The following is a 26,567-nucleotide window of genomic DNA, read 5'->3' on the forward strand; positions in this document are numbered from 1 at the left end:
GGCCTCCTGCATCACTGTCGAACGGGGAGGTACCGAAGGTACTCCCCTGCCTTCCCGGGGTTCGAGGTGCGTCGCCACGGCACACACCTTATTGAGTCGGACGCCCGGGACGCGCATCGCGGTTCGCCCTCCCGGGTAGGAGATCCGGATACCCGTGCACGGCACCTCTTGATCGGTGCGCTCGCCGTCGCCCGCTCACTCGTCGACTCAGGCCCCGGCGAAGGCCCCCGCCAGCTCCCGGACCCGCTCCGCGACCGGCGCCACCGCGTCCCCGGCGAGCAGGCGCGCGATCAGCCCGGCGATCTCCGTCAGCTCCGCCTCGCCCATCCCCTGGCTGGTCACCGTGCCCGTGCCCAGCCTGATCCCGGAGGCCTCGGCGGCCGGCGCCGGGTCGTACGGCAGCGCGCACTTGCCGAGCAGCAGCCCGGCCGCCGCGCAGCGCCGCTCGGCCGCCGCGCCGGTCACCCCGAGCGAGCTGACGTCGGCGGTCACCAGATGGGTGTCGGTCCCGCCCGTCAGGGGGCGCATTCCGGCCTCTGCGAGCCCCGCAGCGAGCGCCCGCGCCCCTGCCACCGCCCGCTGCGCGTAGGCCCGGTAGGCGGGCGTCCGGGCCTCCGCGAGGGCGACCGCCTTGCCGGCCACCTCGTTCATCGCCGCGCCGCCCTGGCTGAACGGGAACACCGCCCGGTCGACCCGCTCGGCCAGCTCGGCGGTGGACAGCAGCAGGCCCCCGCGCGGGCCGCGCAGCAGCTTGTGGGTGGCCGCCACCGTGACGTCGGCGTACGGCACCGGGGAGGGCGCCTCCCGGGCCGCGATGAGGCCGGTGGTCTGCGCGGCGGAGGCGATCAGATAGGCGTCCACCTCGTCGGCGATCTCCCGGAAGGCCGCCCAGTCCGGGTGCCGGGGGTAGGAGATCGAGCCCGCCACGATGGCCTTGGGGCGGTGCCGGCGGGCCAGGTCGCGCACCTGATCGAGGTCGATCAGGCCGTCGCCCTCGCGCACGCCGTAGCCGGTGAAGGCGAACCAGCGGCCGGAGAAGTTGGCCCGCGAGCCGCAGCTGAGGTGGCCGCCGTGCTCCAGCGACATCGCCAGCACCCCGTCACCGGGCCGCAGCAGCGCCGCGTAGGCCGCCAGCATCGCCGAAGTCGCCGATCGGGGCTGGACGTTGGCGTGCGGGGCGGCGAACAGCTCACGGGCCCGGTCGATCGCCAGCAGCTCCGCGGCGTCCGCCAGCGCGCAGCCGGTGTGGTGCCGGCGGCCCGGGTAGCCCTCGGCGTACTTGTCGATCAGCGGCCCGGTCAGTGCCGCCAGGACGGCGGGGCTGGTCAGGTTCTCCCCCGCCAGCAGCTGGATCGTCTCGGCCCTCCGCTCGGCCTCGGCGGCCAGCAGGTCGGCGATCTGCGGATCCGCCCGGTGCAGCGCCTCGGACGCCCACGGGCGGACCCTCGTCGCGGTCGAGCCGGTCGCGGCATCGGTGACGGTCATGGCAGGGCTCCCGGCGCTGCGGATGGGGGCGCCCCCGGCCGGCGGCTGGGGGGGTCTACCCAGCGTAGGACCGTCTCGGCCGCCCGGCTCGGCGGCGCGGGCCGTTCGGAGCCCCCGGCTGGACGGCGCAGGGCCGTTCGGAGCCCCCGGCTCGGCTCAGCGCGGCGCTGGGATGCCGGTGAGCGCGGTGACCACCGGGTCGACCGCGTGGAATATCTCCTCGCCGCAGTTGCGGAACATGCCGATCGGCGCCCCGTACGGGTCCTCCAGCTCGTCCGACTCGGGGGTGGCGGCCAGCAGCCAGCCGCGCAGCGAGGCGGCCGCCCGGACCAGCGCGCGGGCCCGCTCGGTGACGTCGGCGCCGCGGCGGGGGTCGGGCAGGGTGCCCGGGTCGATCGTCCGCACCAGGCGGGTGAACTCCTTCAGCGTGAAGGTGCGCAGCCCCGCCTCGTGGCCCATCGAGATCACCTGGGCGCGGTGGTCCAGGGTCGCGGTGAGCACCAGGTCGGCCTCGACCACGTGCGCGTCGAGCAGCTCACGGCCGGTGAAGCCGCCGCTGTCGGCACCGTACTCGTCGAGCACGGTCGCGGCGTGGTCCTCCATCGGCGCGCCGACGTGGCCCCAGGTGCCGGCGCTCTCGACCAGCATCCGGCCGGCCACCCGGGGGCTGAGCCGGGTGTCCAGCTCACGCCGGGTGAGCCGCTCGGCTATCGGCGAGCGGCAGATGTTCCCGGTACAGACGAACAGGATCCGGAAGTGGTCCAGCGGCCTGGGGCCCACGGCCAGGTACGGCGCTATGCCGGGCCCGTCATGGAGCGAGGCGGTGGGTGTCAACTTCCGGCCTCCAGGTCGGGGACGACCTCCCTCAGCTGCTCGATGCTGATCGCGCCGGCCCGCAGCAGGATCGGGACCTTGCCGGTCACGTCGACGATGGACGAGGCGGTGGCGTGGTCGGACCGCCCGCCGTCCAGGTAGACCGAGATCGCGTCGCCGAGCTGGGCCTGCGCCTCGTCGCAGGTCGCCGGGGACGGCCCGCCGGTCTTGTTGGCGCTGGAGACGGCCAGCGGGCCGGTGGTGTTCAGCAGCTCGATGGCGACCGGGTGCAGCGGCATCCGGACCGCGACGGTGCCGCGGGTCTCGCCGAGGTCCCAGCGCAGCGAGGGCTGGTGCCGGGCGACCAGGGTGAGGCCGCCGGGCCAGAAGGCGTCGACCAGCTCCCAGGCCTGCTCGGAGAAGTCGGTGACCAGTCCGTGCAGGGTGGTCGGCGAGCCGACCAGGACGGGCGAGGGCATGTTGCGGCCCCGGCCCTTGGCGGCCAGCAGCTCGCCGACGGCCTCCGGGGAGAAGGCGTCCGCGCCGACCCCGTACAGGGTGTCGGTGGGCAGCACGACGAGTTCGCCGCGGCGGATGGCCGAGGCGGCCTCACGCAGGCCGGTGGCACGGTCCCCGGCGTCGGCACAGTCGTAGCGGCGGCTCATCGGTGCGGTCCCCTTCTGGAGTGGCTCATGACGGTCACGGCGGGCTTCACAGCACGGCTTTACGCGCCGTCGTGCTGTGCTTGATGTTCACAACCCGACCCTGCGGGCGGTTGTGAAGCGCGGCCGGTTGTTCAGGTCGCGGTGGTCGGCGGTGTCCGTCCAGCCGCGTTCCTCGTTGAAGATCCACGGCACCTGGCCGCCCTGCTGGTCGGCGTGCTCGATCACCACCGCGCCGCCCGGGCGCAGCAGTCGCGCGGCCACCCGCTCGATGCCGCGGATGGTGTCCAGGCCGTCCTCGCCCGAGAACAGCGACATCTGCGGGTCGTGGTCGCGGGCCTCCGGCGCGACGTACTCCCACTCGGTGAGCGGGATGTACGGCGGGTTGGAGATGACCAGGTCGAAGCGGCCGTCCCAGGAGCGGTCGTCCTCGAAGGCCTTGGTGGCGTCCCCGGCGTGCAGGGTGACCCGCGCGCGGTCCGGGCTGGCCTCGATGTTGCGCCGGGTGTACTCCAGTGCGCCCTCGTCGAGTTCGAAGGCGTGCACGGTCGACCGCGGCAGCTCCTGGGCCAGGGCGAGCGCGATGGCGCCGGAGCCGGAGCACAGGTCGACCACCAGCGGCTCGGCGACGTCCATGTCGCGCACCGCGTCTATCGCCCACTCGACGACCGTCTCGGTCTCCGGCCGGGGCACGAACACCCCGGGGCCGACCTCCAGTTCGAGGTAGCGGAAGAACGCCCGCCCGGTGATGTGCTGGAGCGGCTCGCGCGCCTCACGGCGCGAGACCGCCTCCCAGTAGCGGGCGTCGAAGTCCGCGTCCTTCACCGTGTGCAGCTGGCTGCGCTTGACGTTGTGGACGTAGGCGGCGAGTTCCTCCGCGTCGAAGCGCGGCGACGGCACGCCGGCCGCGGCCAACCGCTGGGTGGCCTGGGCCACCTCGGCGAGCAGCAGGTTCATCCGTACGACCTCTTGTTTCTGCGCTCCGGCTTCAGGCTTGCGTCGGGCTGGGGCGCGCCGGTCTCAGTTCTCTTGGGCCGCGGCGAGCTTGGCCGCCGCGTCCTTGTCGACGCAGGACTGGATCACCGCGTTCAGGTCGCCGTCCAGGACCTGGTCCAGGTTGTACGCCTTGAACCCCGTGCGGTGGTCCGAGATGCGGTTCTCGGGGTAGTTGTACGTCCGGATCCGCTCGGAGCGGTCCACCGTACGGACCTGGCTGCGACGCGCGTCCGAGGCCTCGCGCTCGGCCTCCTCCTGCGCGGCGGCCAGCAGCCGCGAACGCAGGATGCGCATCGCCTGCTCCTTGTTCTGCAGCTGGCTCTTCTCGTTCTGGCAGGACGCCACGATACCGGTCGGCAGGTGGGTGATCCGGACCGCGGAGTCGGTGGTGTTGACCGACTGGCCGCCGGGGCCGGAGGAGCGGTAGACGTCGATCCGCAGGTCGTTGGCGAGGATCTCGACCTCGACCTCCTCCGCCTCGGGGGTGACCAGCACGCCCGCCGCGGAGGTGTGGATGCGGCCCTGGGACTCGGTGGCGGGGACGCGCTGCACGCGGTGCACGCCGCCCTCGTACTTCAGCCGGGCCCAGACGCCCTGGCCGGGCGAGCCATCAGGGTTCGTCCGAGCGCCCTTGGTCTTGACCGCGACCGAGACGTCCTTGTAGCCGCCGAGGTCCGACTCGTTGGAGTCGATGATCTCGGTCTTCCAGCCGATCCGCTCCGCGTAGCGCAGGTACATCCGGAGCAGGTCGCCGGCGAACAGCGCGGACTCCTCGCCGCCCTCACCCGCCTTGATCTCCAGGATGACGTCCTTGTCGTCGCTCGGGTCGCGCGGCACCAGCAGGAGCCGCAGCTCCTCGGTCAGCTCGTCGCGGCGCTGCTCGGAGTCCTTCACCTCGGAGATGAACTCCGGGTCCTCGGCGGCGAGTTCGCGCGCGGCCTCGATGTCCTCGCCGGTCTGCCGCCACTGCCGGTAGACCCGGGTGATCGGGGTCAGCTCGGCGTACCGCTTGGCCAGCTTGCGGGCGTTCGCCTGGTCGGCGTGGACGGACGGGTCGGCCAGCCTCTTTTCGAGGTCGGCGTGCTCGACGAGGAGCTCTTCGACTGCCTCGAACATGGGGTGGCCTTCTTCCCGGGGTTAGGAACGTGTGAGGAGGTGAACGCGGGGTGTTCGGAACGCGCGGGGGGACGCGAACGGCGCCGGCCCCCAGCGCCCCCGGAACGAGTACGGGGGCACCGGGAACCGGCGCCGAGGGAGCGCTAGGCCTTCGCGCTGTGCTGCTTGCCGAAGCGGGCCTCGAAGCGGGCCACGCGGCCACCGGTGTCGAGGATCTTCTGCTTGCCGGTGTAGAACGGGTGGCACTGCGAGCAGACCTCGGCGCGGATCTCGCCGCTGGTCTCGGTCGAGCGGGTGGTGAACTCGGCGCCGCAGGTGCAGGTCACGCGGGTGACCACGTACTCCGGGTGAACGTTGGACTTCAAGGGGTTCTCCTAGGTTTCGGGAGGGCACCGGGTCGGCGACTGGAGTGCCGCACGTGAACCGGGACCGACGTACCAGTCTGCCAGGACCGGCCGCACCTTCCAAAACCGGGGCCTACTGCGGGATATTCCGGGGGCGCTCCGGGCGCCGCCCGCGCCCGGTCAGCGCCCCGCCGTGGCCGTCGCGGCGGGCTTCGGGGAGGTGGCCGGGGAAGCCGCCGGGGAGGCCGTGGGGGTCGCCTGGGCGGGGTTCTGCGGCTGGGTCGAGACGATCGCCTGCGGGACGGGCCGGTCGGCCTTGAGCGCCGCCCAGAGCTGCTGGGCCTGCGGCTGCCGCTCGACCACCCGGTTGGGGTCGCCGGGGGCGGTCTCCACCGGCAGGGTGACCATGGTCAGCCGGTCCGGGCCGATCCCCTTGAGCTCCTGGACCAGCCCCACCAGGGAGTTCACCGAGCCCAGCGCGGAATCGGCGGTGATGCTCCTGGTCATGGTGTCGCCGATCGACCACAGCTTGACCGGGTTGGAGAACAGTCCGATCCCGCCGGCCTGCTGGAGCAGCGACTTGACCATCTGCTTCTGCAGTTCGATCCGGCCGAGGTCGCTGCCGTCGCCGACGCCGTGCCGGGTGCGGACGAAGGCCAGCGCCTGCCGCCCGTCGAGGTGGTGCTCGCCGGCCGGCAGGTCGAGCCCGCTGTCCTTGTCGTGGATGGCCACCGTGGTGGTCACGGTGACGCCGCCCATCGCGTCCACGACCCGGGCGAAGCCGGCGAAGTCGACCTGCAGGTAGTGGTCCATCCGCAGCCCGGTGAGCTGCTCGGTGGTCCTGACCGCGCAGGCCGCGCCGCCGGCCTCGAAGGCACTGTTGTACATCGCGCGCTTGGCCGCCGGGACGGCCTTGCCGTTCGCGTCGGTGCAGTCCGGGCGGTCGACCAGGGTGTCGCGCGGGATGGAGACGATCGAGGCCCGCGAGTGGTCCTGTCCGATGTGCACCACCATCGCGGTGTCGGAGCGGGCGCTGTCGCCGGTGTCCCCGCCCGCCAGGTCGCCGTTCTCGCCGACGCGGGAGTCGGAGCCCAGCACCAGGATGTTGAAGGAGCCGTCGGTGGCGGCCGGGGGCCGGGCGTCACCGAGGCGGCCGTCGATGTCGACGCTCTTGATGTTGCCGTTGAGCTTCAGGTACGCGTACCCGGCCGCCCCGCCGCCGAGGACGACGAGCGCGGCGAACGCACAGGCGGTCACCCGCAGGACCTTGCGGCGACGCCCCGGGACCCTCTTGTGCTCGGCCATACGGTCCAGAGTAAAACGGACAAGATGATCGAATAACCCCAAGTCGTCCCAACTCGGGAACAAAGCCGCCGCCCCGGTCGGCGTGCTGGCGCACGGAACCCCGGACCGCTCGCGCGATCCGGGGTTCCGTGCTTCAACAGCCGTACGGCTACGGTCAGTCGCCGGAGCCGGGGGTGGTCTTGGCGATCTGCATCAGGAACTCGGCGTTGCTCTTGGTCTGCTTCATCTTGTCCAGGAGCAGCTCGATCGCCTGCTGCGAGTCGAGCGCGTGCAGCACCCGGCGCAGCTTCCAGACGATGGCCAACTCCTCGTTGCCGAGCAGGATCTCCTCCTTGCGGGTGCTGGAGGCGTCCACGTCGACGGCCGGGAAGATGCGCTTGTCCGAGAGCTTCCGGTCGAGCTTGAGCTCCATGTTGCCGGTGCCCTTGAACTCCTCGAAGATCACCTCGTCCATGCGCGAGCCGGTCTCGACCAGCGCGGTGGCCAGGATGGTCAGCGAGCCGCCGTTCTCGATGTTGCGCGCGGCACCGAAGAACTTCTTCGGCGGGTACAGCGCGGTCGAGTCGACACCACCGGACAGGATGCGGCCGGAGGCCGGCGCCGCCAGGTTGTAGGCGCGGCCCAGGCGGGTGATCGAGTCCAGCAGGATGACCACGTCGTGGCCCAGCTCCACCAGGCGCTTGGCGCGCTCGATGGCCAGCTCGGCGACGGTGGTGTGGTCCTCGGCCGGGCGGTCGAAGGTCGAGGAGATGACCTCGCCCTTCACCGACCGCTGCATGTCGGTGACCTCTTCCGGACGCTCGTCGACCAGGACGACCATCAGGTGGCACTCGGGGTTGTTGTGGGTGATCGCGTTGGCGACCGCCTGCAGCACCATGGTCTTACCGGTCTTCGGCGGCGCGACGATCAGACCGCGCTGGCCCTTGCCGATCGGCGACACCAGGTCGATGATCCGGGTGGTCAGCACGCCCGGGTCGCTCTCCAGGCGCAGCCGCTCCTGCGGGTAGAGCGGGGTGAGCTTGTTGAACTCGGGGCGGCCGCGGCCGGTCTCCGGGTCCATGCCGTTGACGGAGTCCAGGCGCACCATGGCGTTGAACTTCTCGCGGCGCTCGCCATCGCGCGGCTGGCGCACCGCACCGGTGATGGCGTCACCCTTACGCAGGCCGTTCTTGCGGACCTGGGCGAGCGAGACGTAGACGTCGTTCTGACCCGGCAGGTAGCCGGAGGTGCGCACGAACGCGTAGTTGTCGAGGATGTCGAGGATGCCCGCGACCGGGATCAGGACGTCGTCCTCGCCGATCTGCGGCTCGACGGTGCCGGTCTCGAAGCCCTCGCGGCCGCGACGGCCGCGACGGTCGCGGTAGCGGCCCCGACGGCCCCGACGGCCCTCGCCGAACTCGTCGTCGTCGTAGCCGCCCTGCTGGGCCTGCGGCTGCTGCTGGGTCTGCTGGCCGCCCTGGCGGCTCTGCTGGCCGTCGGCCTGGACCTGCTGCTGGCCCTGCTGGCCCTGGCGCTCGGCGCGGTCGCGGCGGCCCCGGCGGTCGCGGCGCGACTCGCGCGTCTCGCCGTCCTGCCCGGCCTGGGCCTCGCCGGTGTCCTGACGCTCGGTGCGCTCGGTGCGCTCGGTGCGCTCGGTGCGCTCGGTGCGCTCGGTGCGCTCGCGGCGCTCACGGCGGTCGCGGCGGGTCGCCTCCCGGCCCTCCTCGCGGCCCTCGAAGCCGCGGGTCTCGGCCGGACGCTCGGCCTGCTTGGGCTCGGCCACCGCGACGGTGGCGGCCTCGGCGGCGGCCTCGGCCACCGGGGCGGTCGGGGCACCGGCGGCGGCGGTGGCGCGACGGCGGGTGCGCTCGGTACGGGCGGGCGCGGCGGTCTCGGCGGCGGCCTGGACCGGGATGTCGATCTGGGCCTGCGTCTCGGCTGCGGCGGCCGCCGCAGCCGCGGCGGCGGCCTTGGTGCGACGGGCCGGCTTCTCGGCCGGGGCCTGGGCGTCCGCCTTGGCGGCGGTGCGCTTGGCGGCCGGGGCGCCACCGGCGGCGAGCAGCGGGTCCCCGCCGCTCTTCTCCTTGATGGTCTCGATCAGCTGGCTCTTGCGCATGCGTCCGGTACCGGTGATGCCCAAGTCCGCGGCGAGCTTCTGCAGCTCGGCGAGGACCATGCCGTCCAGGCCCGCGGCGGCACTGCGGCGGCGGCGGGCCGGGGCAGCGGGGGCGGCGGCTGCGTCCGACGCCTCGGCGTCCGGGCGCGCGCCCATCAGATCGGTGGAGTCGCTCACTAAGGGTCCTTCCCTGGAGCGGACGTCGGCCTGTCTGGCTCGGCGACCGGTTGTGCTGTCCTGACCAACGCTCGACTGCGTCGGTCCGAGGCGGTGATCCCTCGAATGGCGGGAGCCGGTCGAGGGAGAGCTGCGAGGTGCGGTGCATGAAGCACGGTGGTGCTGAGGTGGCGCGTGGGCCGGTCGTGTGTCGACCTCCCCTGAGGGCACTGCCCCCACGCTGCCTGCGAATCCCGGGCCCCCGTCGCGTGACGGTGGCCCGCGCTCCGCCCGTCCTGGCCTCAAGGTGGGAGGCTGCGGGTGGGAGTCAGGTGCCGTCACGGCTTCGGGATGCGGCCGCATGTCGCGCAGGCAGGCTGCGTACGCGCTGCGGTGGGCTCCCGGAGAATCGTCGCCCCGGACATCGCCACGACTCCACGGCCGTGGAGTGCTGGGATCGGGACGCGGCGCACCGAGCCCCGGAGGGCACCTGGTGCAGCAATGAGGTTAACACTACCGACCCCCTCACACATTCCCCGACCTCGGGCTTGCCAATCGTGTCCGGACGGCCCGGCTGGACGCCGGGCCCGAACTGGCTGCTCAGACGCCCAGCGGGAGCACGGCGGCCCCGGTCCGGTCGATGCCGAGCCGGTGCGCGGCGAACGCCGGGTCCCCGCCGTGGCCGTGGTGGCCGGCGAAGGAGAGCACCTTGTCGACGCCGGCCTCGTCGGTGAGCGCCAGCACGGTCGGACCGGCCCCGGAGATGACCGCGGGGACGCCCTCCGCGCGCAGCACGCCGACCAGCGCGGCGCTGTCCGGCATGGCCGAGGCGCGGTAGTCCTGGTGCAGCCGGTCCTCGGTGGCCGCGAGGAGCAGTTCGGGCCGCCGGGTCAACGCCTCCACCAGCAGCGCGGATCGGCCCGCGTTGACGGCAGCGTCAGCAAGCGGGACGGTCTTCGGCAGCAGGCCTCGGGCGGTCTCGGTGAGCACCTCGCCGGCCGGTACGAACACCACCGGGACGACCTGCTCGGAGGGCTCCAGGGCGACCGCCTTGGCCGACTCCTCGTCGGTCCAGGCGATGGTGAAGTTGCCGCGCAGGCAGGCCGCGACGTTGTCCGGGTGGCCCTCCAGCTCGGAGGCGAGGGCCAGCAGCGCGTCGTCGTCCAGCGCGGACGGACCGCCGATGGTGACCGCGCGGGCGGCCACGATGCCGGCGCAGATGGCGGCCGAGGAGGAGCCCAGGCCGCGGCCGTGCGGTATCCGGTTGGCGCAGACCACTTCGAGGCCGCGGGGTTGGCCGCCGAGCCGGTCGAAGGCGGCCCGCATCGAACGGATCAGCAGGTGGCGCTCGTCCCGGGGCAGCGTCTCGGCACCCTCGCCGGCGATGTCGACGGACAGGCCCGAGTCTGCGACCCGGACGACCACGTCGTCGTACAGGCCCAGCGCGAGTCCGAAGGCGTCGAAGCCCGGACCGAGGTTGGCGCTGGTCGCGGGAACCCGGACCCGGACGGCGGCGGCACGGAACGCAGGACCGGCCATACGGTGGACTCTCCTGGGGAAATCGGGCGGCGCGAAGCGCGTCGTCGGTGCAAGGGTGGGGGGGGAGGGCCGAGGACCCACGGGGCGGGCGGCCACAGTCGTCGGCGCGGCCCGCACAAGGACGGGCCCGGGGCATGTGCCACACGGCCGAAGCCAGAGTATCGAAGAGAGGTTCCCCAGTGGTACACCCCGTGGGCCCTCGATCTGGTGTGTTGCCGCTTCTGGCCGGAATGCGCACCCCTCTCTGTCGAAGAGAAGGGCGGAATCGGATCGGAATGCGAAGCGGAATTGACACAAAAGAGCCGGCGGAGAACTTTGACGGGCCTCCCCCGAAAGGGTCGGCCCGTCGAAGCGTCAGGCCCCTTCGTCAGTCCAGCAGTCCGAGCCGCTGGGCCGCGGCCTCCGGGTCGACCGGGACGACCTGCGGCTGCGGCGCGCCGGCCACCGCCCAGTCCGGGTCCTTGAGGCCGTTGCCGGTCACGGTGCAGACGATCCGCTGGCCCGGGTCGACCAGGCCGGCCTCCGCCTTGGCCAGCAGACCGGCCACCGAGGCAGCCGAGGCGGGCTCCACGAAGACGCCCTCCTGTGCGGCCAACAGCCGGTAGGCGGCGAGGATCTGACGGTCCGTCACCTTGTCGATGAGGCCGCCGGACTCGTCCCGGGCGGCGAGCGCGCAGTCCCAGGAGGCCGGGTTGCCGATCCGGATCGCGGTCGCGATGGTCTGCGGATTGAGGACGGGCGCGCCGTCCACGATCGGGGCCGAGCCGGAGGCCTGGAAGCCCCACATCCGCGGGGTGCGCGAGGCCATCCCGTCGGTGGCGTACTCGCGGTAGCCCTTCCAGTACGCGGTGATGTTGCCCGCGTTGCCGACCGGCAGGACGTGGATGTCCGGGGCGTCGCCGAGCATGTCGACGATCTCGAAGGCCGCCGTCTTCTGGCCCTCGATGCGCGCCGGGTTCACCGAGTTGACCAGGGCCACCGGGTACTTCTCGGACAGTTCGCGCGCGAGCGTCAGGCAGTCGTCGAAGTTCCCGTCGACCTGTAGGATCCTGGCGCCGTGCACCAGCGCCTGGCCCATCTTGCCGAGGGCGATCTTGCCCTGCGGGACGAGCACGGCGGAGACCATCCCGGCCCGCACCGCGTACGCGGCGGCGGAGGCCGAGGTGTTGCCGGTGGACGCGCAGATGACGGCCTGCGCGCCCTCCTCCTTGGCCTTGGAGATGGCCATCGTCATCCCGCGGTCCTTGAAGGAGCCGGTCGGGTTGGCGCCCTCGACCTTGAGGTAGACCTCGCAGCCGGTGCGCTCGGAGAGCACCTGGGCGGGGACCAGGGGCGTACCGCCCTCCAGCAGGGTGACCACCGGGGTGGCCGCGGTGACCGGCAGACGGTCCCGGTACTCCTCGATCAGCCCGCGCCACTGGTGGGTGTGGGTATGGGTGTGGGTGTTTCTGGCCGCGTTCTCGGCAACGCCGCTCATCATCTGTTCCTTACTCCCCTTCGACCCGCATGATGCTGGCCACGTCCCGCACGCTGTCCAGCGCGCGGAGCTTGTCGACCGTCGCCGACAGTGCGGCGTCGGTGGCACGGTGGGTGACCACGACGAGCGAGGCGTCGCCGTCGCGGCCCTGCTGGCGCACGGTGTCGATGGACACACCGTGCTCGGCGAACACGGACGCGACCTGGGCGAGCACGCCCGCGCGGTCGTCCACGTCCAGGCTGACGTGGTAGCGGGTGACCACCTCGTCCATCGGCTTGGCCGGCAGCCGGGTGTACACCGAGTCACCGGGACCGGTGGCGCCGGCCAGCTTGTTGCGGCAGACCGCGACCAGGTCACCGAGCACCGCGGAGGCGGTCGGTGAGCCGCCCGCGCCCGGGCCGTAGAACATCAGCCGGCCGGCCGCCTCGGCCTCGATGAACACCGCGTTGTACGCCTCGCGGACCGAGGCCAGCGGGTGCGAGAGCGGGATCATCGCCGGGTGGACCCGCGCGGTGACGGACCCGCCGTCGGCCGCCCGCTCGCAGATCGCGAGCAGCTTGACCACGCAGCCCATCGCCTTGGCGGAGGCGATGTCGGCGGCGGTCACCTCGGTGATGCCCTCGCGGTAGACGTCCGCCGCGGTCACCTTGGTGTGGAAGGCGATACCGGCCAGGATCGCGGCCTTGGCGGCGGCGTCGAAGCCCTCCACGTCGGCCGTCGGGTCGGCCTCGGCGTAGCCGAGCGCGGTGGCCTCCTCCAGTGCCTCCGAGTAGCCGGCGCCGGTGGTGTCCATCTTGTCGAGGATGAAGTTGGTGGTGCCGTTGACGATGCCCAGCACCCGGTTGACCTTGTCCCCCGCGAGGGACTCGCGCAGCGGGCGCAGCAGCGGGATCGCGCCCGCCACCGCGGCCTCGTAGTACAGGTCCACCCCGGCCTCGGCGGCCGCGGCGTGCAGCTCGGTGCCGTCCTGGGCGAGCAGCGCCTTGTTGGCGCTGACCACCGAGGCGCCCTGCTTGAAGGCGGACAGGAGCAGCGATTTGGACGGCTCGATGCCGCCCACCACCTCGACCACCACGTCGATGTCGCCCCGGTTGATCAGGGCCTCGGCGTCGGTGGTGATCAGGTGCTCGGGCACACCGGGGCGCACCCGGCCGGCCCGGCGGACCGCGATCCCGGCGAGCTCGACCGGGGCACCGATGCGAGCGGCGAGGTCGTCGGCCGTCGTCGTCATGATGCGCGCCACCTCGGAGCCCACCACACCACAACCCAGCAACGCCACCTTCAGCGGGCGCGTACGCATCATCCGACTCCGCTCTGCATTCATCGTGCTTCGGTATTCCCGGCGGTTTTTCGGGGCCACCGGAAACTTCGGTCCGTACCAGTCTCGGGGACTTTCCGCACGGATCTACGGTCGTTCCATGATCTGAGACGAGAATTTCGTCATCCGATATCCAGGCGCAGGAGATCCTCCTCCGTCTCGCGCCGGACGATCACCCGGGCCGCACCGTCCTTGACGGCGAGCACGGGGGGCTTCAGGGCGTGGTTGTAGTTGCTCGCCATCGAGCGGCAGTAGGCGCCGGTGGCGGGCACCGCGATCAGGTCGCCCGGGGTCAGATCGGCCGGCAGGAAGGCGTCCCGGACGACGATGTCACCGGACTCGCAGTGCTTGCCGACCACCCGGACCAGCATCGGCTCGGCCTCGCTGGTGCGCGACACCAGGGCCACCGAGTACTCGGCGTCGTACAGCGCGGTGCGGATGTTGTCGGACATCCCGCCGTCCACGCTGACGTAGGTGCGCAGGCCCTCCAGCGGCTTGACCGTGCCGACCTCGTACAGGGTGAACGCGGTCGGGCCGACGATCGCCCGGCCCGGCTCCACGCACAGCCGGGGGGTGTCGAGGTTCGCGGCCTCGCACTCACGGCGGACGATGTCGGCCAGCGCGGCCGCGATCTCGGCCGGCTCGCGCGGGTCGTCCTCGCTGGTGTACGCGATGCCGAGGCCACCGCCGAGGTCGATCTCGGGCAGCTGGACACCGTGCTCGTCGCGGATCCCGGCCAGCAGGCCGACCACCCGACGGGCGGCCACCTCGAAGCCGGCCGTGTCGAAGATCTGCGAGCCGATGTGCGAGTGGATGCCGCGCAGCTCCAGACTGTCGCCGTGCGCCAGCACCCGGCGCACCGCCTCGGCCGCGGCGCCGCCGTTCAACGAGAGGCCGAACTTCTGGTCCTCGTGCGCCGTGGCGATGAACTCGTGGGTGTGCGCCTCGACGCCGACGGTGATCCGAATCAGCACCTGCTGGCGCACGCCCTGGTGGGCGGCGATCGCGGCCAGGCGCTCGATCTCCTCGTAGGAGTCGACCACGATGTGCCCGACGCCGGTCTTCACCGCGTGCTCGAGCTCGTCCACCGACTTGTTGTTGCCGTGCAGCGCGATCCGCTCCCGCGGCATCCCGGCGGCCAGCGCGACCGCCAGCTCGCCGGCGCTGCACACGTCGAGGTTGAGGCCCTCCTCGTGCAGCCAGCGCACGACCGCCTTGGAGAGGAAGGCCTTTCCGGCGTAGAAGACGTCCGCGTCGGCGCCGAAGGCGTCCCGCCAGGCGCGGGCCCGGGTCCGGAAGTCCTCCTCGTCCAGCACGTAGGCCGGGGTGCCGAACTCGGCCGCCAGCTGCTTGACGTCGATCCCGCCGACGGTGGCCACGCCCTCGGCGTTGCGGGCGACGGTGCGCGACCAGACCTTGGGGTCGAGCGCGTTCAGGTCGGCCGGCGGGGCCTGGTAGTGGGCCTCGGACAACACGTCCCCGTGCCGGGGGCCTGCGGGGTGTGCGGAGCGACTCATGCTCCCGCCTCGCTTCGCTCGGCGGTGCCTTCGTCAGACACGGCTCTCATGATTCGCTCGCTTCGCTCGCTCATGTTCTGCAAAGTCCTTCGAGACCTATGGCAAGGGGCGGCGACGGTCACCGTTGACCGTCAGCCGCCCCCCGCTGTGCGCTTGGGGGTGGTGCTTACATCCGCTCGGGCGCCGTCACGCCCAGCAGCGTGAGGCCGTTGGCGAGCACCGTACGCGTCGCCTCGACCAGCCAGAGGCGGGCCCGGTGCGTGTCGGTGAGCTCCTCGTCGCCCTTGGGCAGGAACATGCAGTTCTCGTACAGGCGGTGGTACTTGCCCGCGAGCTTCTCCAGGTACACGGCGACCCGGTGCGGCTCGCGCAGCTCGCCGGCCGTGGCCAGCACGCGCGGGAACTCGCCGAGGTGGCCGAGCACGTCGGACTCCCACTCGGTGGCGAGCAGCTCGGGTTTGAACTGCTCGGCCGTGCCCTTGTCCACGCCCAGCTCGACGGCCTTGCGCGCCACGCCGCACATCCGGGTGTGGGCGTACTGGACGTAGTAGACCGGGTTCTCGTTGGTCTGGCTGGTCAGGATGTTGATGTCCAGCGTGATCGTCGAGTCCGTGGACGAGCGCGCCAGGGTGTAGCGGGCGGCGTCCACGCCGATCCACTCGACCACGTCGTCGATCGTGATGATGTTGCCGGCCCGCTTGGACATGCGGACCTCTTCGCCGTCGCGAAGCATCTTCACGAACTGGCCGATCTTCACCTCGATGTTGCGGTCCATGTCGTCGCCCGCGCAGGCCGAGATGGCCTTGAGGCGGTTGACGTAGCCGTGGTGGTCGGCGCCCAGCATGTAGAGCGCGACCTCGGCGCCGCGGTCCCGCTTGGACAGGTAGTAGGCGGCGTCGGCGGCGAAGTAGGTCTTGTCGCCGTCGGCCTTGATCAGGACGCGGTCCTTGTCGTCGCCGAAGTCGGTGGTGCGCAGGAAGACCGCGCCGTCCTGCTCGAAGACGTGGCCCTGCTCGCGCAGCCGGTCGATGGCCTTCTCGACGGCGCCGGAGTCGTGCAGCGTCTTCTCCGAGAACCACACGTCGAAGTGGGTGCCGAACTCGTCCATCGAACGCTTGATCTCGGCGACCATGAGCTTGAGGCCCTCGGTGCGGAAGACCTGAAGCTGCTCGTCCTCGGGCAGGTCGAGCACGCCGGGGACGGCGCCGGTGATCGCCTTGGCGATGTCGACGATGTACTCGCCGACGTACCCGCCCTCGGGCGCCTCGCGGCCGTTCGCGGCGGCCTGCAGCGAGGCGGCGAACTTGGTGATCTGCACGCCGGCGTCGTTGAGGTAGTACTCGGTGGTGACGTCGGCACCGGAGGCCCGCAGCACGCGCGCCAGCGAGTCGCCGACGGCGGCCCAGCGGACGCCGCCGATGTGGATCGGGCCGGTCGGGTTGGCGGAGACGAACTCCAGGTTGATCTTCAGGCCCTTGAGGGCCTCGTTGCGGCCGTAGGCCTCGCCCGTCTCGACGATGGTGCGGGCGAGCGCACCGGCGGTGGCGGTGTCCAGGGTGATGTTCAGGAAGCCCGGACCGGCGATGTCGACCTTGGCGACGCCGGTGATCCCTCGCAGGCGGTCGGCCAGCAGCTCGGCAACGGCTCGCGGCGGCTTGCCGGCCGCCTTGGCGAGCTGGAGGGCCACGTTCGTCGCGTAGTCGCCGTGGTCCCGGTTCTTGGGCCGCTCGACCGTCACGTGCTCGGGCACGGCGACGGCCAGCTCGCCCGCCTCGACGGCGGAGCTCACTGCGGCTTGGATTGCCTGGGAAAGGTCTGCGGGGGTCACGACGCCAAGCGTAGGCGAGACGGGGTGCCCGCCCGCCACTCCGTTTACCGGTTGAGACGCGTGGAGGCGCCGCCACGCCGTGCGTCCAGGGGTGTCAGCCGCGATCCGTGCGATCCGTTCGCTCAGGGCGAAACACTTCGGGCTGTCCGGTGAGTCGCATCAGGCGCCGGACCAGGGCCACCAGATCGGCCGGGTCGAAGGGCTTGCCGAGGTAGCCGTCCACCCCGACGGCCTCCCCCAGGTCCAGATCCGCCGGGGTGCAGGCGCTCACGATCGCGATCGGCAGTCGACTGGTGTCCGGGGTCGCGCGCAGCCGGGCCGCGGTCCGCAGGCCGTCCAGCCGCGGCATCATCACGTCCAGGGTCACCACGTCCGGCTTCACCCGGCGGATGACCTCCAGGCACTCGGCGCCGTCGGCAGCGGTCACCACCTCGAAGCCCTCAAGCTCCAGGTTGACCCTGATCAGCTGGCGGATCACCTCGCTGTCGTCCACCACGAGGACCCGCCCGGACACTCCCGACACCTCACCGAGGGTATCGGCGGGCCCGCCGATACGTCCGGCCTTTGGGCACTTCCGCCCCGGGCCGACCCCGACGATCTTTCCGGAAACCCGTGCACGGACCACGACCGAAGCCTGGTAGTGTTCATTCCGTCGGAACGCGGAAGCGGCCGACAGGCCAACAGGCCCCCGTAGCTCAGGGGATAGAGCACCGCCCTCCGGAGGCGGGTGCGTAGGTTCGAATCCTACCGGGGGCACTTCGCGGTAAGTGCAACTGAGGCCCAGATCAGTGGAGTTGATCCACGGATCTGGGCCTTCGTCATGTCCGAGCCCCGGAGGGGGTCGGCATTGGCGGGGTCGAGCCCCGGAGGGGGTCGGCGTTGGCGGGGTCGAGCCCCGGAGGGGGTCGGCATTGGCGGGGTCGAGCCCCGGAGGGGGTCGGCATTGGCGGGGTCGAGCCCCGGAGGGGGCCGGCGTTCGCGGGGTCGAGCCCCGGAAGGCCCCGGAAGGCCCTGAAGGGGGCCGGAGCCGCCCGGCGCTCAGGCCGAGGCGGCGGACTCGGCCTGGGAGTACAGGTCGGCGATGGTGTGGTCGAAGTAGGCGCTATACGAGGTGTCGTCGCTGTCGCCGCCCTGCTGGTAACCGCCGATGGCGCCGACCACGTCACCGGTGGCGGTGTTGATCCACGGGCCGCCGCTGGTGCCGGCCGGGTAGGACGGGCACTGGATGACGCGCTGGTAGGCGCTCTGCTTGTCGGTGGTGTTGGTGCAGAGGCTGGCCGTCTCGGCGTCGGCCGGGTAGCCGTAGAGGCGGACGGTGGCGCCGAAGGGCTCGTTGGTGCCGAGGCGGTTGGCGCCGACCACGTCCTCGACCTTGCGGCCGTTGTTGGGGGCGGTCTCCAGGATCGCGAAGTCCTCGTCCACGTCGCCCTTCTGGGACCAACCGGTGGTGGTGTGGACCGCGGTCACCTGCCAGGTGCCGTACGGCGCGGAGCCGTCGCGGTAGCCCGGGGCGAAGACGACGCCGTCGGTGCCGGTGATGCAGTGGGCGGCGGTCAGCAGCAGGTTGCCGGTGGCGCTGTGCAGCACGCTGGCGGTGCAGAAGTGGTTGCCCGCCGTCACCGAGCCGCTGAACAGCGCGCCCACGATGGCACTCTCCTTGTCCGCGGTGGGGGCGGCGGCGGTTGCCCCGAGGACGGCGCTGCGGGTGTCGGGGGTGGCCGTCGGGGTGTCGGTGGGAGTGTCGGTGGGGGTGGGCGAGGACGAGGGGGTCGGGCTGTCGCTCGGCGTGGTGGCCGCGGCCGGGGCGGGCGAGGCGGGCGCCTCCGTGGTGGCGCTCGGGGTGGGCGCGGCGACGGTCCGGACGCTGCGGGCCGCCTTCCCGGCGGCCGTCGCGTCGGACAGGTTCAGCTCGTGCGCCCCGGTCACCATCGCGGCCACCACGACCGCGGACAGCGCGGTGAACAGCGACGGGGCGAGCAGACGGTGACGGCGCGACCTCTCGCGGCGGTGCTGACCCATGCCTGTCTCTCCTGCCGTGGTCGGTGGCGGCGTTCGGTCAACGACTATGACGCCTCAGCCTGCAAAGGTTGTTACCGCAGGCTTGGAGGTCGATGAGAAATCGGTCACCGGGACAGCAGGGTATCCAGTTCGCGGGGGTCGATGAAGTCGGTGTGCGTACCGGCACTGGTGCAGGTGAACGCGCCGGCCGCCGAACCGGCCCGGGCGCAGTCCAGCGGCGGGTGTCCGCGGAACCAGGCGTACAGGAATCCGGAGACGAAGGCGTCCCCGGCGCCGTTGGTGTCCACCACCGGGCGGCCCGGGTCGACGGCGGGCAGGTGGCGCAGGACGCCGTCCTCGCGGGTGAGCAGGTAGCAGCCCTCCGCGCCCGCGGTGGCGGTGACCGCGGCGGCCCGGCCCTCGGCGAGGATCGCCCGCATCACCTGCTCGTGCCGGTCGCGGCAGCCGGCCACCGAGAGGAACACCAGGTCGGAGCCGAGCGCGTAGTCGCGGTGGTGGGGGTTCGCGCCGTCCCAGTCGTGCAGGTCGGCGGAGGTGGTGCGGCCCAGCCGGCGCAGGTCGTCGTACATGTCGCGGTTGACGCCGGTGATGGAGAGGTGGACGTGTCGGCTGCGCTCGGCGTACGGGAGGTAGAACTCGCGCGGGAGCCGCAGGTCGGCGGGGTGGCGGCCGTCGAAGAAGGAGAACCGGCGGCCGTCCGCGTCCACCAGGTTGACCCCGCGCGGGGTGCCGTGCGGGCTCACCAGGTGCGCGAAGTGCAGCCCGTGCCGCCGGTAGTGGGCGCGGACCAGGTCGCCCTGCGGGTCGTCGCCCAGGAAGTCCAGGAAGGCGGTGCGCAGGCCGAGGCGGTGGGCGCCGAGGGCGACGCCGTTGCCGGTGTGGCCGACGTAGTCGCGCACCGGCTCGACGAACCGCGAGTCGCCGGGCGGGATCTCCAGCCGATCGACCCGGACGATGGTGTCCACCCCGGCACCACCGACGACCAGCAGGTCGAACTCGGGCGACTCGGTTTCCGGCAGCATGGCGGCGCCTCCTTGATCCCCGGACGGTGGCCAGGAGTCAAGCAGGCACCGGAGGTTGACTGCAAGACCTTGCTGCAAGCTTTCAATCGGGGTGCTGCCGATCGGCCGCTCTCAATCGGCCCGTGGCCGCCCCGCCCCCGCTTCCGCCCGGACCTCGCCGGCCGGTTTCACGGTGGCCCTGACGTCGGCCCTGACGTCGGCCATCGCGGCGGCCCCGGGACTCGCGACCGAGTCCCAGGGCCCCGCTGCGCACCGGCCCTACAGCGCCGACAGCTCCGCGACCAGGTCGTCCAGCCCCAGCGAGCCCTGCGAGAGCGCCGCCATGTGCCAGGCCTTGAGGTCGAACTCCTCGCCCCGCGCCTCGTGCGCCGCCCTCGCCGCCGCCCGGCCGCGCAGCCAGGCGCGCTCGCCGAGCTTGTAGCCGATCGCCTGGCCGGGCAGGCCCAGGTAGCGGACCAGCTCGCTGTCCAGGAAGTCGGCGGACAGGCCGCAGTACAGGCCGAAGAACTCGCGGGCGTGCTCCGGGCTCACCGGCTCGCCCGGCTTGTACGGGGAGTCGGCCGGGAAGTCCAGGCCCAGGTGCATGCCGATGTCGATGATGACCCGCAGCGCCCGCATCATCTGGGCGTTGAGGTAGCCCAGGCGGTGGCCCGGGTCGGTGAGGTAGCCGAGCTCGTCCATCAGGCGCTCGGCGTACAGCGCCCAGCCCTCCAGGTTGGCGCTGACCCCGCCGAGGCTCACCTGGTAGGTGGAGAGCCGGTCGGCGACGTAGTTCCACTGCGCGAGCTGCAGGTGGTGGCCCGGGACACCCTCGTGGTACCAGGTGGAGACCAGGTCCCAGACCGGGAAGCGGTCCTTGCCGAGCAGCGGAAGCCAGGTCCGGCCGGGGCGGCTGAAGTCCAGCGAGGGCGCGGTGTAGTACGGCGCGGCGGCGCTGCCGGCCGGGGCGATCCGCGACTCGACCCGGGTGACCGGCTCGGCCAGGTCGAAGTGGCTGCCCTGGAGGTCCCGGATCGCCTGGTCCATCAGGCTCTGGAGGTACTCCCGGGTCGGCTCGGCGCCCTCGATGGCCGGGCCGTCCTCCTCCAGCCACTTCATCGCGGCCATCGGGTCGGAACCCGGGCGGACCTTCTCGGCCTCCGCCCGCATCTGCGCGTACAGGTCGTGGAACTCGCCCCAGGCCCAGGCGTAGGCCTCGTCCAGGTCCAGGTCGGCGCCGGTCCAGTAGCGCACCCAGCGGCCGTAGCGCTCCCGGCCGACCTGGTCCGGGGTGCCGGCGGCGGCCGGGGCGTACACGTCGCGCATCCAGTCACGCAGTGCGGCCAGCGCCTCGGCGGCGGCCACCGCGTGGGCGGACAGCTCGGCGCGCACGCCCTCCGGGGCGTCCTGGACGAACTGCCCGAACCACCCGCCGGGCACCTCGCCGTCCAGCCACTCGCCGAACTGCCCGATCACGGTCTCCACCTGGCGGGGACCGGACAGCAGACCGCGCTCGACGCCCTCGGCCAGGGTCTGCCGGTACTGCTCCAGCGCCAGCGGGAAGCGGGCCAGCCGGCGGCCGATCACCTGCCACTCGGCCTCGGTGCCGGTGGGCATCAGGGTGAAGGCCTCCCGCGTGTTGTGCACCGGGGAGGCCAGGTTGCGCACCGCGCGGAAGTGCTCGCCGGCCCCGTGGACGGCGAGTTCGGCGGTCAGCCGCTCGCGCAGCAGCCGGGCACAGCGGCGCTCGGCCTCGTCCTCGGCGGCGCCGGCCCGCTCGGCCTCGTCCAGCCGGGCCAGGGTGCGGCGGCCCAGGTCGGCGATCGCCTCGGCGCCGGCCGGGGAGAGGTCGGGCAGGCGGTCGCCCTCGGGGTCGAGGCCGAGGTACACCGCGGTCAGCGGGTCGAGCTCGGCCAGGGTGCGGACGTAGTCGTCGGCGATGCGGCGCGGGGTGTCGCCGCCGGAGGTGATCAGTTCTTCAACCATCCGGACATCATCGCGTTGCCGGGGCCGTTTGCAAGCCCCTACCGCAGACCGGTTGACCTGCACCGGCCCGGGATCTGACGGACGGTGGGCGACACAAACGCCCGTTCGGAAAGATCCGTGCCCGACAGGTCCCGATCGATCCGACGCCCATTACGCTGACGGCCATGGAAGCCCGCCCCACCACGGCACCCGGACCGGTCCCCACCCCGGCCGCACCCGACCTGCGACCGCGTCGCACCGGCTACCGGCGGCTGCCGGTCGAACAGCGGCGTGAGCAGCTGATCGCGGTCGCCCTGGAACTGTTCGCCTCCCGGCCGCCCGAGGAGGTGGGCCTGGACGACGTCGCCGAGGCCGCCGGGGCCTCCCGGCCGCTGGTCTACCGCTACTTCGCGGGCGGCAAGCAGCAGTTGTACGAGGCCGCGCTGCGCACCGCGGCCGACGAGCTGACCAGCCGGTTCACCGTCCCGCCGACCGGGACGCCGTCCGAGCAGCTGGCGGCCGTTCTGGACGGCTACTTCGACTTCGTGTCCGAGCACCAGGCCGGCTACTCGGCGCTGCTGCGCGGCGGTTCGGTGGTGGAGACGGCCCGCACCTCGGCGATCGTGGACGACGTCCGGCGGGCGGCGCTCAAGCGGACCGTACGGCACCTGGGCGTGCGGGAGGCCGGGCCGCGGCTGACCCTGCTGGTGCGCTCGTGGATCGCGGTGGTCGAGGGCGCCTCGCTGAGCTGGCTGGACGAGGGGCGCGCACTGCCGATGGCGGAGCTGCGCGACTGGCTGGTGGACCAGTTCACGGCGATGGCGGCGGCGACGGCGCTGCACGATCCGCAGACGGCGGAGGTGCTGGCGGGGCTGCTCGCGCTGGACGGTCCGAGCACCGACCGGGCCGGGCGGCTGCGCGCGGTGCTGGGCGGGCGGTGACGCGGGCTCGGCTCGCGGTGACCGGGGCCGGGGCCGGGCTCGCGGTAGGGCCTTCCCGACCCCCGTGCCAAGGGTCGGGTGCAGCCGGAGGTTACGCCTTGCCGAGCACCTGGCGCTGGCGGCCGAGGCCGTCGATCTCGATCTCGACCACGTCGCCCGGGGCGAGGAACGGCGTGCCGGGGCGGCCCAGGGTGACCCCGGCCGGGGTGCCGGTGACGATCACGTCGCCGGGCTCCAGCACCATGAACCGGCTCGTGTAGCGGACGAGTTCGAGCACCGGGAAGATCATCTCGGCGGTGCTGCCGTGCTGCCGCTGCTCGCCGTTGACCCAGAGCCGCAGCTCCAGGGCCTGCGGGTCGGCCACCTCGTCGGCGGTGACCAGCCAGGGCCCGAGCGGGGTGAAGGTCTCCGCCGACTTGCCCTTGTCCCACTGGCCGCCGCGCTCGAACTGGAAGGCCCGCTCGGTGACGTCGTTGGCGATCGTGTAGCCGGCGATCACCCCGGCGGCCTCGGCGGGCGAGTCCAGGTAGCGGGCGGTGCGGCCGATCACGATCGCCAGCTCGGCCTCGTAGTCGGTCTTCTCGCCGCCGCGCGGCACCAGGACCTCGTCGTACGGGCCGACCACGGTGGAGCTCGGCTTGAGGAAGATCACCGGCTCGTCCGGGATCGCGGCCCCGGCCTCGGCCGCGTGGTCGCGGTAGTTGAGCCCGATGCCGACCACCTTGCCCGGCCGGGCCACCGGCGCGCCCACCCGCAGGCCGTCCAGGTCCACCGTCGGCAGCAGGCCGGCGGCCACCTCCCGGGCCAGGGCGTCGGTGTCCAGCCCGGACAGGAAGGCCCCGTCGAGGTCGCGGGCCCGCCCGGAGAGGTCGTACGCGGTGCCGTCCTCGCCCAGCACGACCGGGCGCTCGGCGCCCGGGGGTCCGACGCGGAGGAGCTTCATCGATCCGTCACCAGCCTTTCGTCGCAGCTCACCGGGGCGGCGCGGACACCGCTCCCGAGTCCGGCAACGAGGTATATCAACGGCCCGGGGCCGTGGACCAGACCGTCCCGATGGGCGAATTCCCATCAAATCCCACCGGAGCCCGAGGGCCCGAATCGGCCGCCCGTACGGTTGACACCCGCAGGCGGAGCCGCCGGGAGCGAACCGCGCACGCCCAGGACAGGCCCAGAGCGAACGCGGGCGTACGGCGGCGCCGGAGGGCGCAGGATCCGAGCATGGAGATCACCCGGGTACGCGACGAGTTGCACATGATCACCCTGGAGTTCGGCACCGCCTACCTCTGGCGGGACGAACACGGACTGACCCTGGTCGACACCGGCATCGCCGGGTCGGCGGACGGGATCGAGAAGGGCATCCGCACCATCGGGCTGGATCCGGCCGCACTGCGCCGGATCGTGCTCACCCACCACCACGAGGACCACACCGGCTCGGCCGCCGAGCTGGCCCGCCGCTGGAGCGCCGAGGTGGTGGCGCACCGGCTGGAGGCGCCGGTCGTCCGGCGCGAGCAGCCGGCGGCGCCGCCGGTGCTGAACGCCTTCGAACAGGAGCTGTGGGACGGCCTGCCGCCGATCCCGCCCGCCGAGCCCTGCCCGGTGCACCGCGAGGTCGGGGACGGGGACGTGCTGGACATCGGCGGCGGCGCGCTGGTCGTGCACGTGCCCGGCCACACCGACGGCAGCATCGCGCTGCACCTGCCGGGGCCCGGGGTGCTGTTCACCGGGGACACCGTGTCCAACGTCCAGGGGCAGACCAGGCCGGGGGTGTTCAACACCGACCCGGCACTGGCCCTCGCCTCCTTCCACCGGCTGGCCGCGTTGCCGGTGGAGACGGTGGTGTTCGGGCACGGCGACCCGATCGCCGTCGGCGCCTCAGCGGCCCTGCGCGCCGCCGCCGAGCAGCACCCCCAGGCGTAGCGGCCCTGGGCCCCGTCCCTCGCCCGGGCCGAGCCGGGCGGCCTCCCGCTGCCAGTGCGCGAGGTCGCGCCGCAGGTCGTCCCGGGCCTCCGGGGCGGCGCCGGGCTCCAGCGTCAGCGCCTCCAGCAGCTCGACGGCGGCGCCCCGGCTGCCGTCCCGGGCCAGCCAGAGGGCCAGGTCGTGGCAGGTGCGCAGGGTGCGCGGGTCGGCCGGGCCGCAGATCCGGGCGAAATCCGGAACGAGCTTCAGCAGGACCTGCACGGCCTCCCCCGTCCTGCCGTCGGCGCCGAGCTCCCAGGCCTGGTCGGCCCGGCGGCGCAGCTGTTCCGGGCTGGGGTCGTCCGGCCGCAGCATCCCCGGCCGGATCCGGCGCAGCCGCTCCAGCACCTCGGCGGCGTCGGCCGGCCGGTCGGCGGGCCGTTTGGCGAGCAGCCGGGCGACCAGGTCGGCCAGCGCCGGGTCGTGGCTGCGGATCCGCAGCGGGGTCACCTCCAGGTGCTTGGCCATGTACCCGTACGGCGAGTCGGCGTGGAACGGCCGCCGGCCGGTACTGACCTCGTACAGCATCACGCCGAGCGCGTAGAGGTCGGCCCGGCCGTCCACGGTGCCGCCGGACCAGCACTCGGGCGCCAGGTACGGGACGGTGCCGACCACGCTGCCGGTGGAGGTGAGGCCGGTGGACTGGGTGAGCAGCCGGGCGATGCCGAAGTCCAACACCTTCGCCCGGTCCCCGCTGTCCGAGATCATCACGTTCTCGGGCTTGATGTCCCGGTGGATGACACCGCTGCGGTGCGCCGCGTCGAGCGCCTCGCAGATCTGCCCCATCCAGGCCAGCGCGCGTCCGTGGTCCGGCCGGCCCTCCTTGAGGATCTTGGACAGCGACCGGCCGCGGACCAGCTCCATCACCAGGTAGTGCGTCTCCCCGCCGCCGTCGGCGACCCGGCCGTAGTCGTGCACCGTGACGATGTGCGGGTTGGACAGGCCGCCGGCCAGCTTGGCCTCGCGGACGAACCGCCCGACGGCCTCCCGGTCGGCGGCGTGCTCGGCCAGCAGCAGCTTGATCGCGACCTCCCGCTCCAGCCAGTTGTCGGTCGCCCGCCAGACCGATCCGAAGCCGCCCCTGCCCAGGAAGTCGTCCAACCGGAAGCGACCGTCGAGCACCTCGCCCTTGTGCATGCCCTCCCCCAACTCGACCGCGCCCGCACGTCGTTCGCCGTCGGATGGGCCACCATAGCGGCGGGCGGGGACGAACGGGTGAACGGGGAAGGCCCTCAGGGCCTGGGCTCGGGGGGAGGGGATTCGGGGGGAGGAGGTTTACAGCACCTTGGCCAGGAAGGCCCGGGTGCGCTCGTGCCGCGGGCGGTCCAGGACCTCGGCGGGCGGGCCCTGCTCGACCACCACGCCGCCGTCCATGAAGACCACGGTGTCGGCGGCCTCGCGGGCGAAGCCGATCTCATGGGTGACCACGATCATCGTGGTGCCGCTGCGGGCGAGGTCCTTGATGACGTCCAGCACCTCGCCGACCAGCTCCGGGTCGAGCGCCGAGGTGGGCTCGTCGAAGAGCAGCACCTTGGGTTCCAGGGCGAGCGCCCGGGCGATGGCGACCCGCTGCTGCTGTCCGCCGGACAGCTGCCGGGGGTAGGCGGGGGCCTTGTCGGCCAGCCCGACCCGCTCCAGCAGTGCCAGCGCCGTCGCCCTGGCCTCGGCCCGGGGGCGGCCCAGCGCGGCGACCGGCGCCTCGACCAGGTTCTCCAGCACGGTCAGGTGCGGGAAGAGGTTGAAGTTCTGGAACACGAAGCCGATGCCGGTGCGCTGGCGCAGTACCTCGCGCTCCTTGAGCTCGTACAGCCGGTCGCCGGAGCGCCGGTAGCCGATCAGCTCACCGTCGATCGCGACGTAGCCGCGGTCGAGCTTCTCCAGGTGGTTGATCGCCCGCAGCAGGGTGGACTTGCCGGAGCCGGACGGGCCGAGCAGCACGGTCACCGAGCCGGCCGGGACGTCCAGGTCGACCCCGCGCAGCACCTCCAGCGCGCCGAAGCTCTTGTGCAGGCCGCGGACCTGCACCATCGGGGC

The 26,567-nt window shown here is 72.7% G+C and carries 22 protein-coding genes and 1 tRNA gene; 3 read left to right on the plus strand and 20 right to left on the minus strand.

Going from position 1 to position 26,567, the window contains the following annotated elements; genetic code table 11:
* Positions 1–207: 207 nt before the first annotated feature.
* The 14 genes from ABZW30_RS14770 to ABZW30_RS14835 form a co-directional block, all read right to left on the minus strand.
* A complete protein-coding gene (locus ABZW30_RS14770; RefSeq protein ID WP_355671474.1) occupies positions 208–1,485 on the minus strand; it encodes a serine hydroxymethyltransferase in 1,278 nt (425 codons plus the stop codon).
* A 156-nt stretch (positions 1,486–1,641) separates the two neighbouring features.
* Positions 1,642–2,283: a protein-tyrosine-phosphatase gene (locus tag ABZW30_RS14775; protein WP_355671531.1), complete on the minus strand. Its 642-nt coding sequence runs from the start codon at positions 2,281–2,283 to the stop codon at positions 1,642–1,644.
* Positions 2,284–2,315: 32 nt separating this feature from the next.
* Positions 2,316–2,963 carry an L-threonylcarbamoyladenylate synthase gene (locus ABZW30_RS14780; RefSeq protein WP_355671475.1) on the minus strand — a complete coding sequence of 216 codons (648 nt, stop codon included), beginning with the start codon at positions 2,961–2,963 and terminating at the stop codon, positions 2,316–2,318.
* An 87-nt stretch (positions 2,964–3,050) separates the two neighbouring features.
* Positions 3,051–3,917 (minus strand): peptide chain release factor N(5)-glutamine methyltransferase, encoded by an 867-nt coding sequence (prmC, locus tag ABZW30_RS14785; protein WP_355671476.1) that lies wholly within the window; start codon positions 3,915–3,917, stop codon positions 3,051–3,053.
* A gap of 63 nt (positions 3,918–3,980) precedes the next feature.
* Entirely contained in the window at positions 3,981–5,072 is a 1,092-nt protein-coding gene (gene prfA / locus ABZW30_RS14790) for a peptide chain release factor 1 (protein WP_355671477.1), read from the minus strand.
* Positions 5,073–5,215: 143 nt separating this feature from the next.
* Positions 5,216–5,437, minus strand: a complete 222-nt coding sequence (rpmE, locus tag ABZW30_RS14795) for a 50S ribosomal protein L31 (RefSeq protein WP_030235761.1) — start codon at positions 5,435–5,437, stop codon at positions 5,216–5,218.
* 159 nt (positions 5,438–5,596) lie between these two features.
* On the minus strand, positions 5,597–6,721 hold the full coding sequence (locus ABZW30_RS14800; protein WP_355671478.1) for an LCP family protein: 1,125 nt from the start codon (positions 6,719–6,721) through the stop codon (positions 5,597–5,599).
* Positions 6,722–6,875: 154 nt separating this feature from the next.
* A complete protein-coding gene (rho, locus tag ABZW30_RS14805) occupies positions 6,876–8,993 on the minus strand; it encodes a transcription termination factor Rho (RefSeq protein ID WP_355671479.1) in 2,118 nt (705 codons plus the stop codon).
* A gap of 579 nt (positions 8,994–9,572) precedes the next feature.
* On the minus strand, positions 9,573–10,511 hold the full coding sequence (gene thrB, locus ABZW30_RS14810) for a homoserine kinase (RefSeq protein ID WP_355671480.1): 939 nt from the start codon (positions 10,509–10,511) through the stop codon (positions 9,573–9,575).
* Between the two features lie 367 nt (positions 10,512–10,878).
* A complete protein-coding gene (thrC, locus tag ABZW30_RS14815; RefSeq protein WP_355671481.1) occupies positions 10,879–11,988 on the minus strand; it encodes a threonine synthase in 1,110 nt (369 codons plus the stop codon).
* 10 nt (positions 11,989–11,998) lie between these two features.
* Positions 11,999–13,291 carry a homoserine dehydrogenase gene (locus ABZW30_RS14820; protein WP_355671482.1) on the minus strand — a complete coding sequence of 431 codons (1,293 nt, stop codon included), beginning with the start codon at positions 13,289–13,291 and terminating at the stop codon, positions 11,999–12,001.
* A 137-nt stretch (positions 13,292–13,428) separates the two neighbouring features.
* Entirely contained in the window at positions 13,429–14,823 is a 1,395-nt protein-coding gene (gene lysA / locus ABZW30_RS14825; RefSeq protein ID WP_355671483.1) for a diaminopimelate decarboxylase, read from the minus strand.
* Between the two features lie 166 nt (positions 14,824–14,989).
* Positions 14,990–16,651 carry an arginine--tRNA ligase gene (argS, locus tag ABZW30_RS14830; protein WP_355671484.1) on the minus strand — a complete coding sequence of 554 codons (1,662 nt, stop codon included), beginning with the start codon at positions 16,649–16,651 and terminating at the stop codon, positions 14,990–14,992.
* Positions 16,652–16,745: 94 nt separating this feature from the next.
* Entirely contained in the window at positions 16,746–17,165 is a 420-nt protein-coding gene (locus tag ABZW30_RS14835) for a response regulator (RefSeq protein WP_355671532.1), read from the minus strand.
* Positions 17,166–17,335: 170 nt separating this feature from the next.
* On the opposite strand from ABZW30_RS14835, the gene ABZW30_RS14840 reads away from it, so the two are divergent.
* Positions 17,336–17,407 (plus strand) — tRNA-Arg (locus ABZW30_RS14840).
* A gap of 282 nt (positions 17,408–17,689) precedes the next feature.
* On the opposite strand, the gene ABZW30_RS14845 is transcribed toward ABZW30_RS14840, so the two are convergent.
* From ABZW30_RS14845 to ABZW30_RS14855, 3 genes are all read right to left on the minus strand, one after another.
* A complete protein-coding gene (locus tag ABZW30_RS14845; RefSeq protein ID WP_355671485.1) occupies positions 17,690–18,670 on the minus strand; it encodes a serine protease in 981 nt (326 codons plus the stop codon).
* Positions 18,671–18,774: 104 nt separating this feature from the next.
* Positions 18,775–19,692, minus strand: coding sequence for a carbohydrate kinase family protein (locus ABZW30_RS14850; RefSeq protein WP_355671486.1), 918 nt, complete (start codon positions 19,690–19,692; stop codon positions 18,775–18,777).
* 258 nt (positions 19,693–19,950) lie between these two features.
* Positions 19,951–21,657 (minus strand): DUF885 domain-containing protein, encoded by a 1,707-nt coding sequence (locus tag ABZW30_RS14855; protein ID WP_355671487.1) that lies wholly within the window; start codon positions 21,655–21,657, stop codon positions 19,951–19,953.
* Positions 21,658–21,821: 164 nt separating this feature from the next.
* Here ABZW30_RS14855 and ABZW30_RS14860 point away from each other — a divergent pair, with 164 nt between their 5' ends.
* Positions 21,822–22,577 (plus strand): TetR/AcrR family transcriptional regulator, encoded by a 756-nt coding sequence (locus ABZW30_RS14860; protein WP_355671488.1) that lies wholly within the window; start codon positions 21,822–21,824, stop codon positions 22,575–22,577.
* Positions 22,578–22,668: 91 nt separating this feature from the next.
* Here the strand turns inward: ABZW30_RS14860 and ABZW30_RS14865 are convergent, their stop codons facing one another.
* A complete protein-coding gene (locus tag ABZW30_RS14865) occupies positions 22,669–23,520 on the minus strand; it encodes a fumarylacetoacetate hydrolase family protein (RefSeq protein ID WP_355671489.1) in 852 nt (283 codons plus the stop codon).
* Between the two features lie 275 nt (positions 23,521–23,795).
* On the opposite strand from ABZW30_RS14865, the gene ABZW30_RS14870 reads away from it, so the two are divergent.
* The gene (locus tag ABZW30_RS14870; RefSeq protein ID WP_355671490.1) at positions 23,796–24,494 is read left to right on the plus strand and encodes an MBL fold metallo-hydrolase; all 699 of its coding nucleotides are present in this window, start codon (positions 23,796–23,798) and stop codon (positions 24,492–24,494) included.
* On the opposite strand, the gene ABZW30_RS14875 is transcribed toward ABZW30_RS14870, so the two are convergent.
* Together ABZW30_RS14875 and ABZW30_RS14880 are read right to left on the minus strand one after the other, a co-directional pair.
* Positions 24,450–25,670 carry a serine/threonine-protein kinase gene (locus ABZW30_RS14875; RefSeq protein ID WP_355671491.1) on the minus strand — a complete coding sequence of 407 codons (1,221 nt, stop codon included), beginning with the start codon at positions 25,668–25,670 and terminating at the stop codon, positions 24,450–24,452. The genes ABZW30_RS14870 and ABZW30_RS14875 overlap by 45 nt on opposite strands.
* Positions 25,671–25,808: 138 nt before the next feature.
* Positions 25,809–26,561 carry an amino acid ABC transporter ATP-binding protein gene (locus ABZW30_RS14880; RefSeq protein WP_355671533.1) on the minus strand — a complete coding sequence of 251 codons (753 nt, stop codon included), beginning with the start codon at positions 26,559–26,561 and terminating at the stop codon, positions 25,809–25,811.
* Positions 26,562–26,567 lie beyond the last annotated feature (6 nt).

Source organism: Kitasatospora sp. NPDC004669 (assembly GCF_040609455.1).
GTDB lineage: Bacteria > Actinomycetota > Actinomycetes > Streptomycetales > Streptomycetaceae > Kitasatospora.

Coding starts and splice junctions, on each gene's coding strand:
- ABZW30_RS14770 (WP_355671474.1), bottom strand. CDS start 1,485: ATGACCGTCACCGATGCCGCGACCGGCTCGACCGCGACGAGGGTCCGC.
- ABZW30_RS14780 (WP_355671475.1), bottom strand. CDS start 2,963: ATGAGCCGCCGCTACGACTGTGCCGACGCCGGGGACCGTGCCACCGGC.
- prmC (WP_355671476.1), bottom strand. CDS start 3,917: ATGAACCTGCTGCTCGCCGAGGTGGCCCAGGCCACCCAGCGGTTGGCC.
- prfA (WP_355671477.1), bottom strand. CDS start 5,072: ATGTTCGAGGCAGTCGAAGAGCTCCTCGTCGAGCACGCCGACCTCGAA.
- ABZW30_RS14800 (WP_355671478.1), bottom strand. CDS start 6,721: ATGGCCGAGCACAAGAGGGTCCCGGGGCGTCGCCGCAAGGTCCTGCGG.
- thrB (WP_355671480.1), bottom strand. CDS start 10,511: ATGGCCGGTCCTGCGTTCCGTGCCGCCGCCGTCCGGGTCCGGGTTCCC.
- thrC (WP_355671481.1), bottom strand. CDS start 11,988: ATGAGCGGCGTTGCCGAGAACGCGGCCAGAAACACCCACACCCATACC.
- ABZW30_RS14820 (WP_355671482.1), bottom strand. CDS start 13,291: ATGATGCGTACGCGCCCGCTGAAGGTGGCGTTGCTGGGTTGTGGTGTG.
- lysA (WP_355671483.1), bottom strand. CDS start 14,823: ATGAGTCGCTCCGCACACCCCGCAGGCCCCCGGCACGGGGACGTGTTG.
- ABZW30_RS14845 (WP_355671485.1), bottom strand. CDS start 18,670: ATGGGTCAGCACCGCCGCGAGAGGTCGCGCCGTCACCGTCTGCTCGCC.
- ABZW30_RS14850 (WP_355671486.1), bottom strand. CDS start 19,692: ATGCTGCCGGAAACCGAGTCGCCCGAGTTCGACCTGCTGGTCGTCGGT.
- ABZW30_RS14855 (WP_355671487.1), bottom strand. CDS start 21,657: ATGGTTGAAGAACTGATCACCTCCGGCGGCGACACCCCGCGCCGCATC.
- ABZW30_RS14860 (WP_355671488.1), top strand. CDS start 21,822: ATGGAAGCCCGCCCCACCACGGCACCCGGACCGGTCCCCACCCCGGCC.
- ABZW30_RS14865 (WP_355671489.1), bottom strand. CDS start 23,520: ATGAAGCTCCTCCGCGTCGGACCCCCGGGCGCCGAGCGCCCGGTCGTG.
- ABZW30_RS14870 (WP_355671490.1), top strand. CDS start 23,796: ATGGAGATCACCCGGGTACGCGACGAGTTGCACATGATCACCCTGGAG.
- ABZW30_RS14875 (WP_355671491.1), bottom strand. CDS start 25,670: ATGCACAAGGGCGAGGTGCTCGACGGTCGCTTCCGGTTGGACGACTTC.
- ABZW30_RS14880 (WP_355671533.1), bottom strand. CDS start 26,561: ATGGTGCAGGTCCGCGGCCTGCACAAGAGCTTCGGCGCGCTGGAGGTG.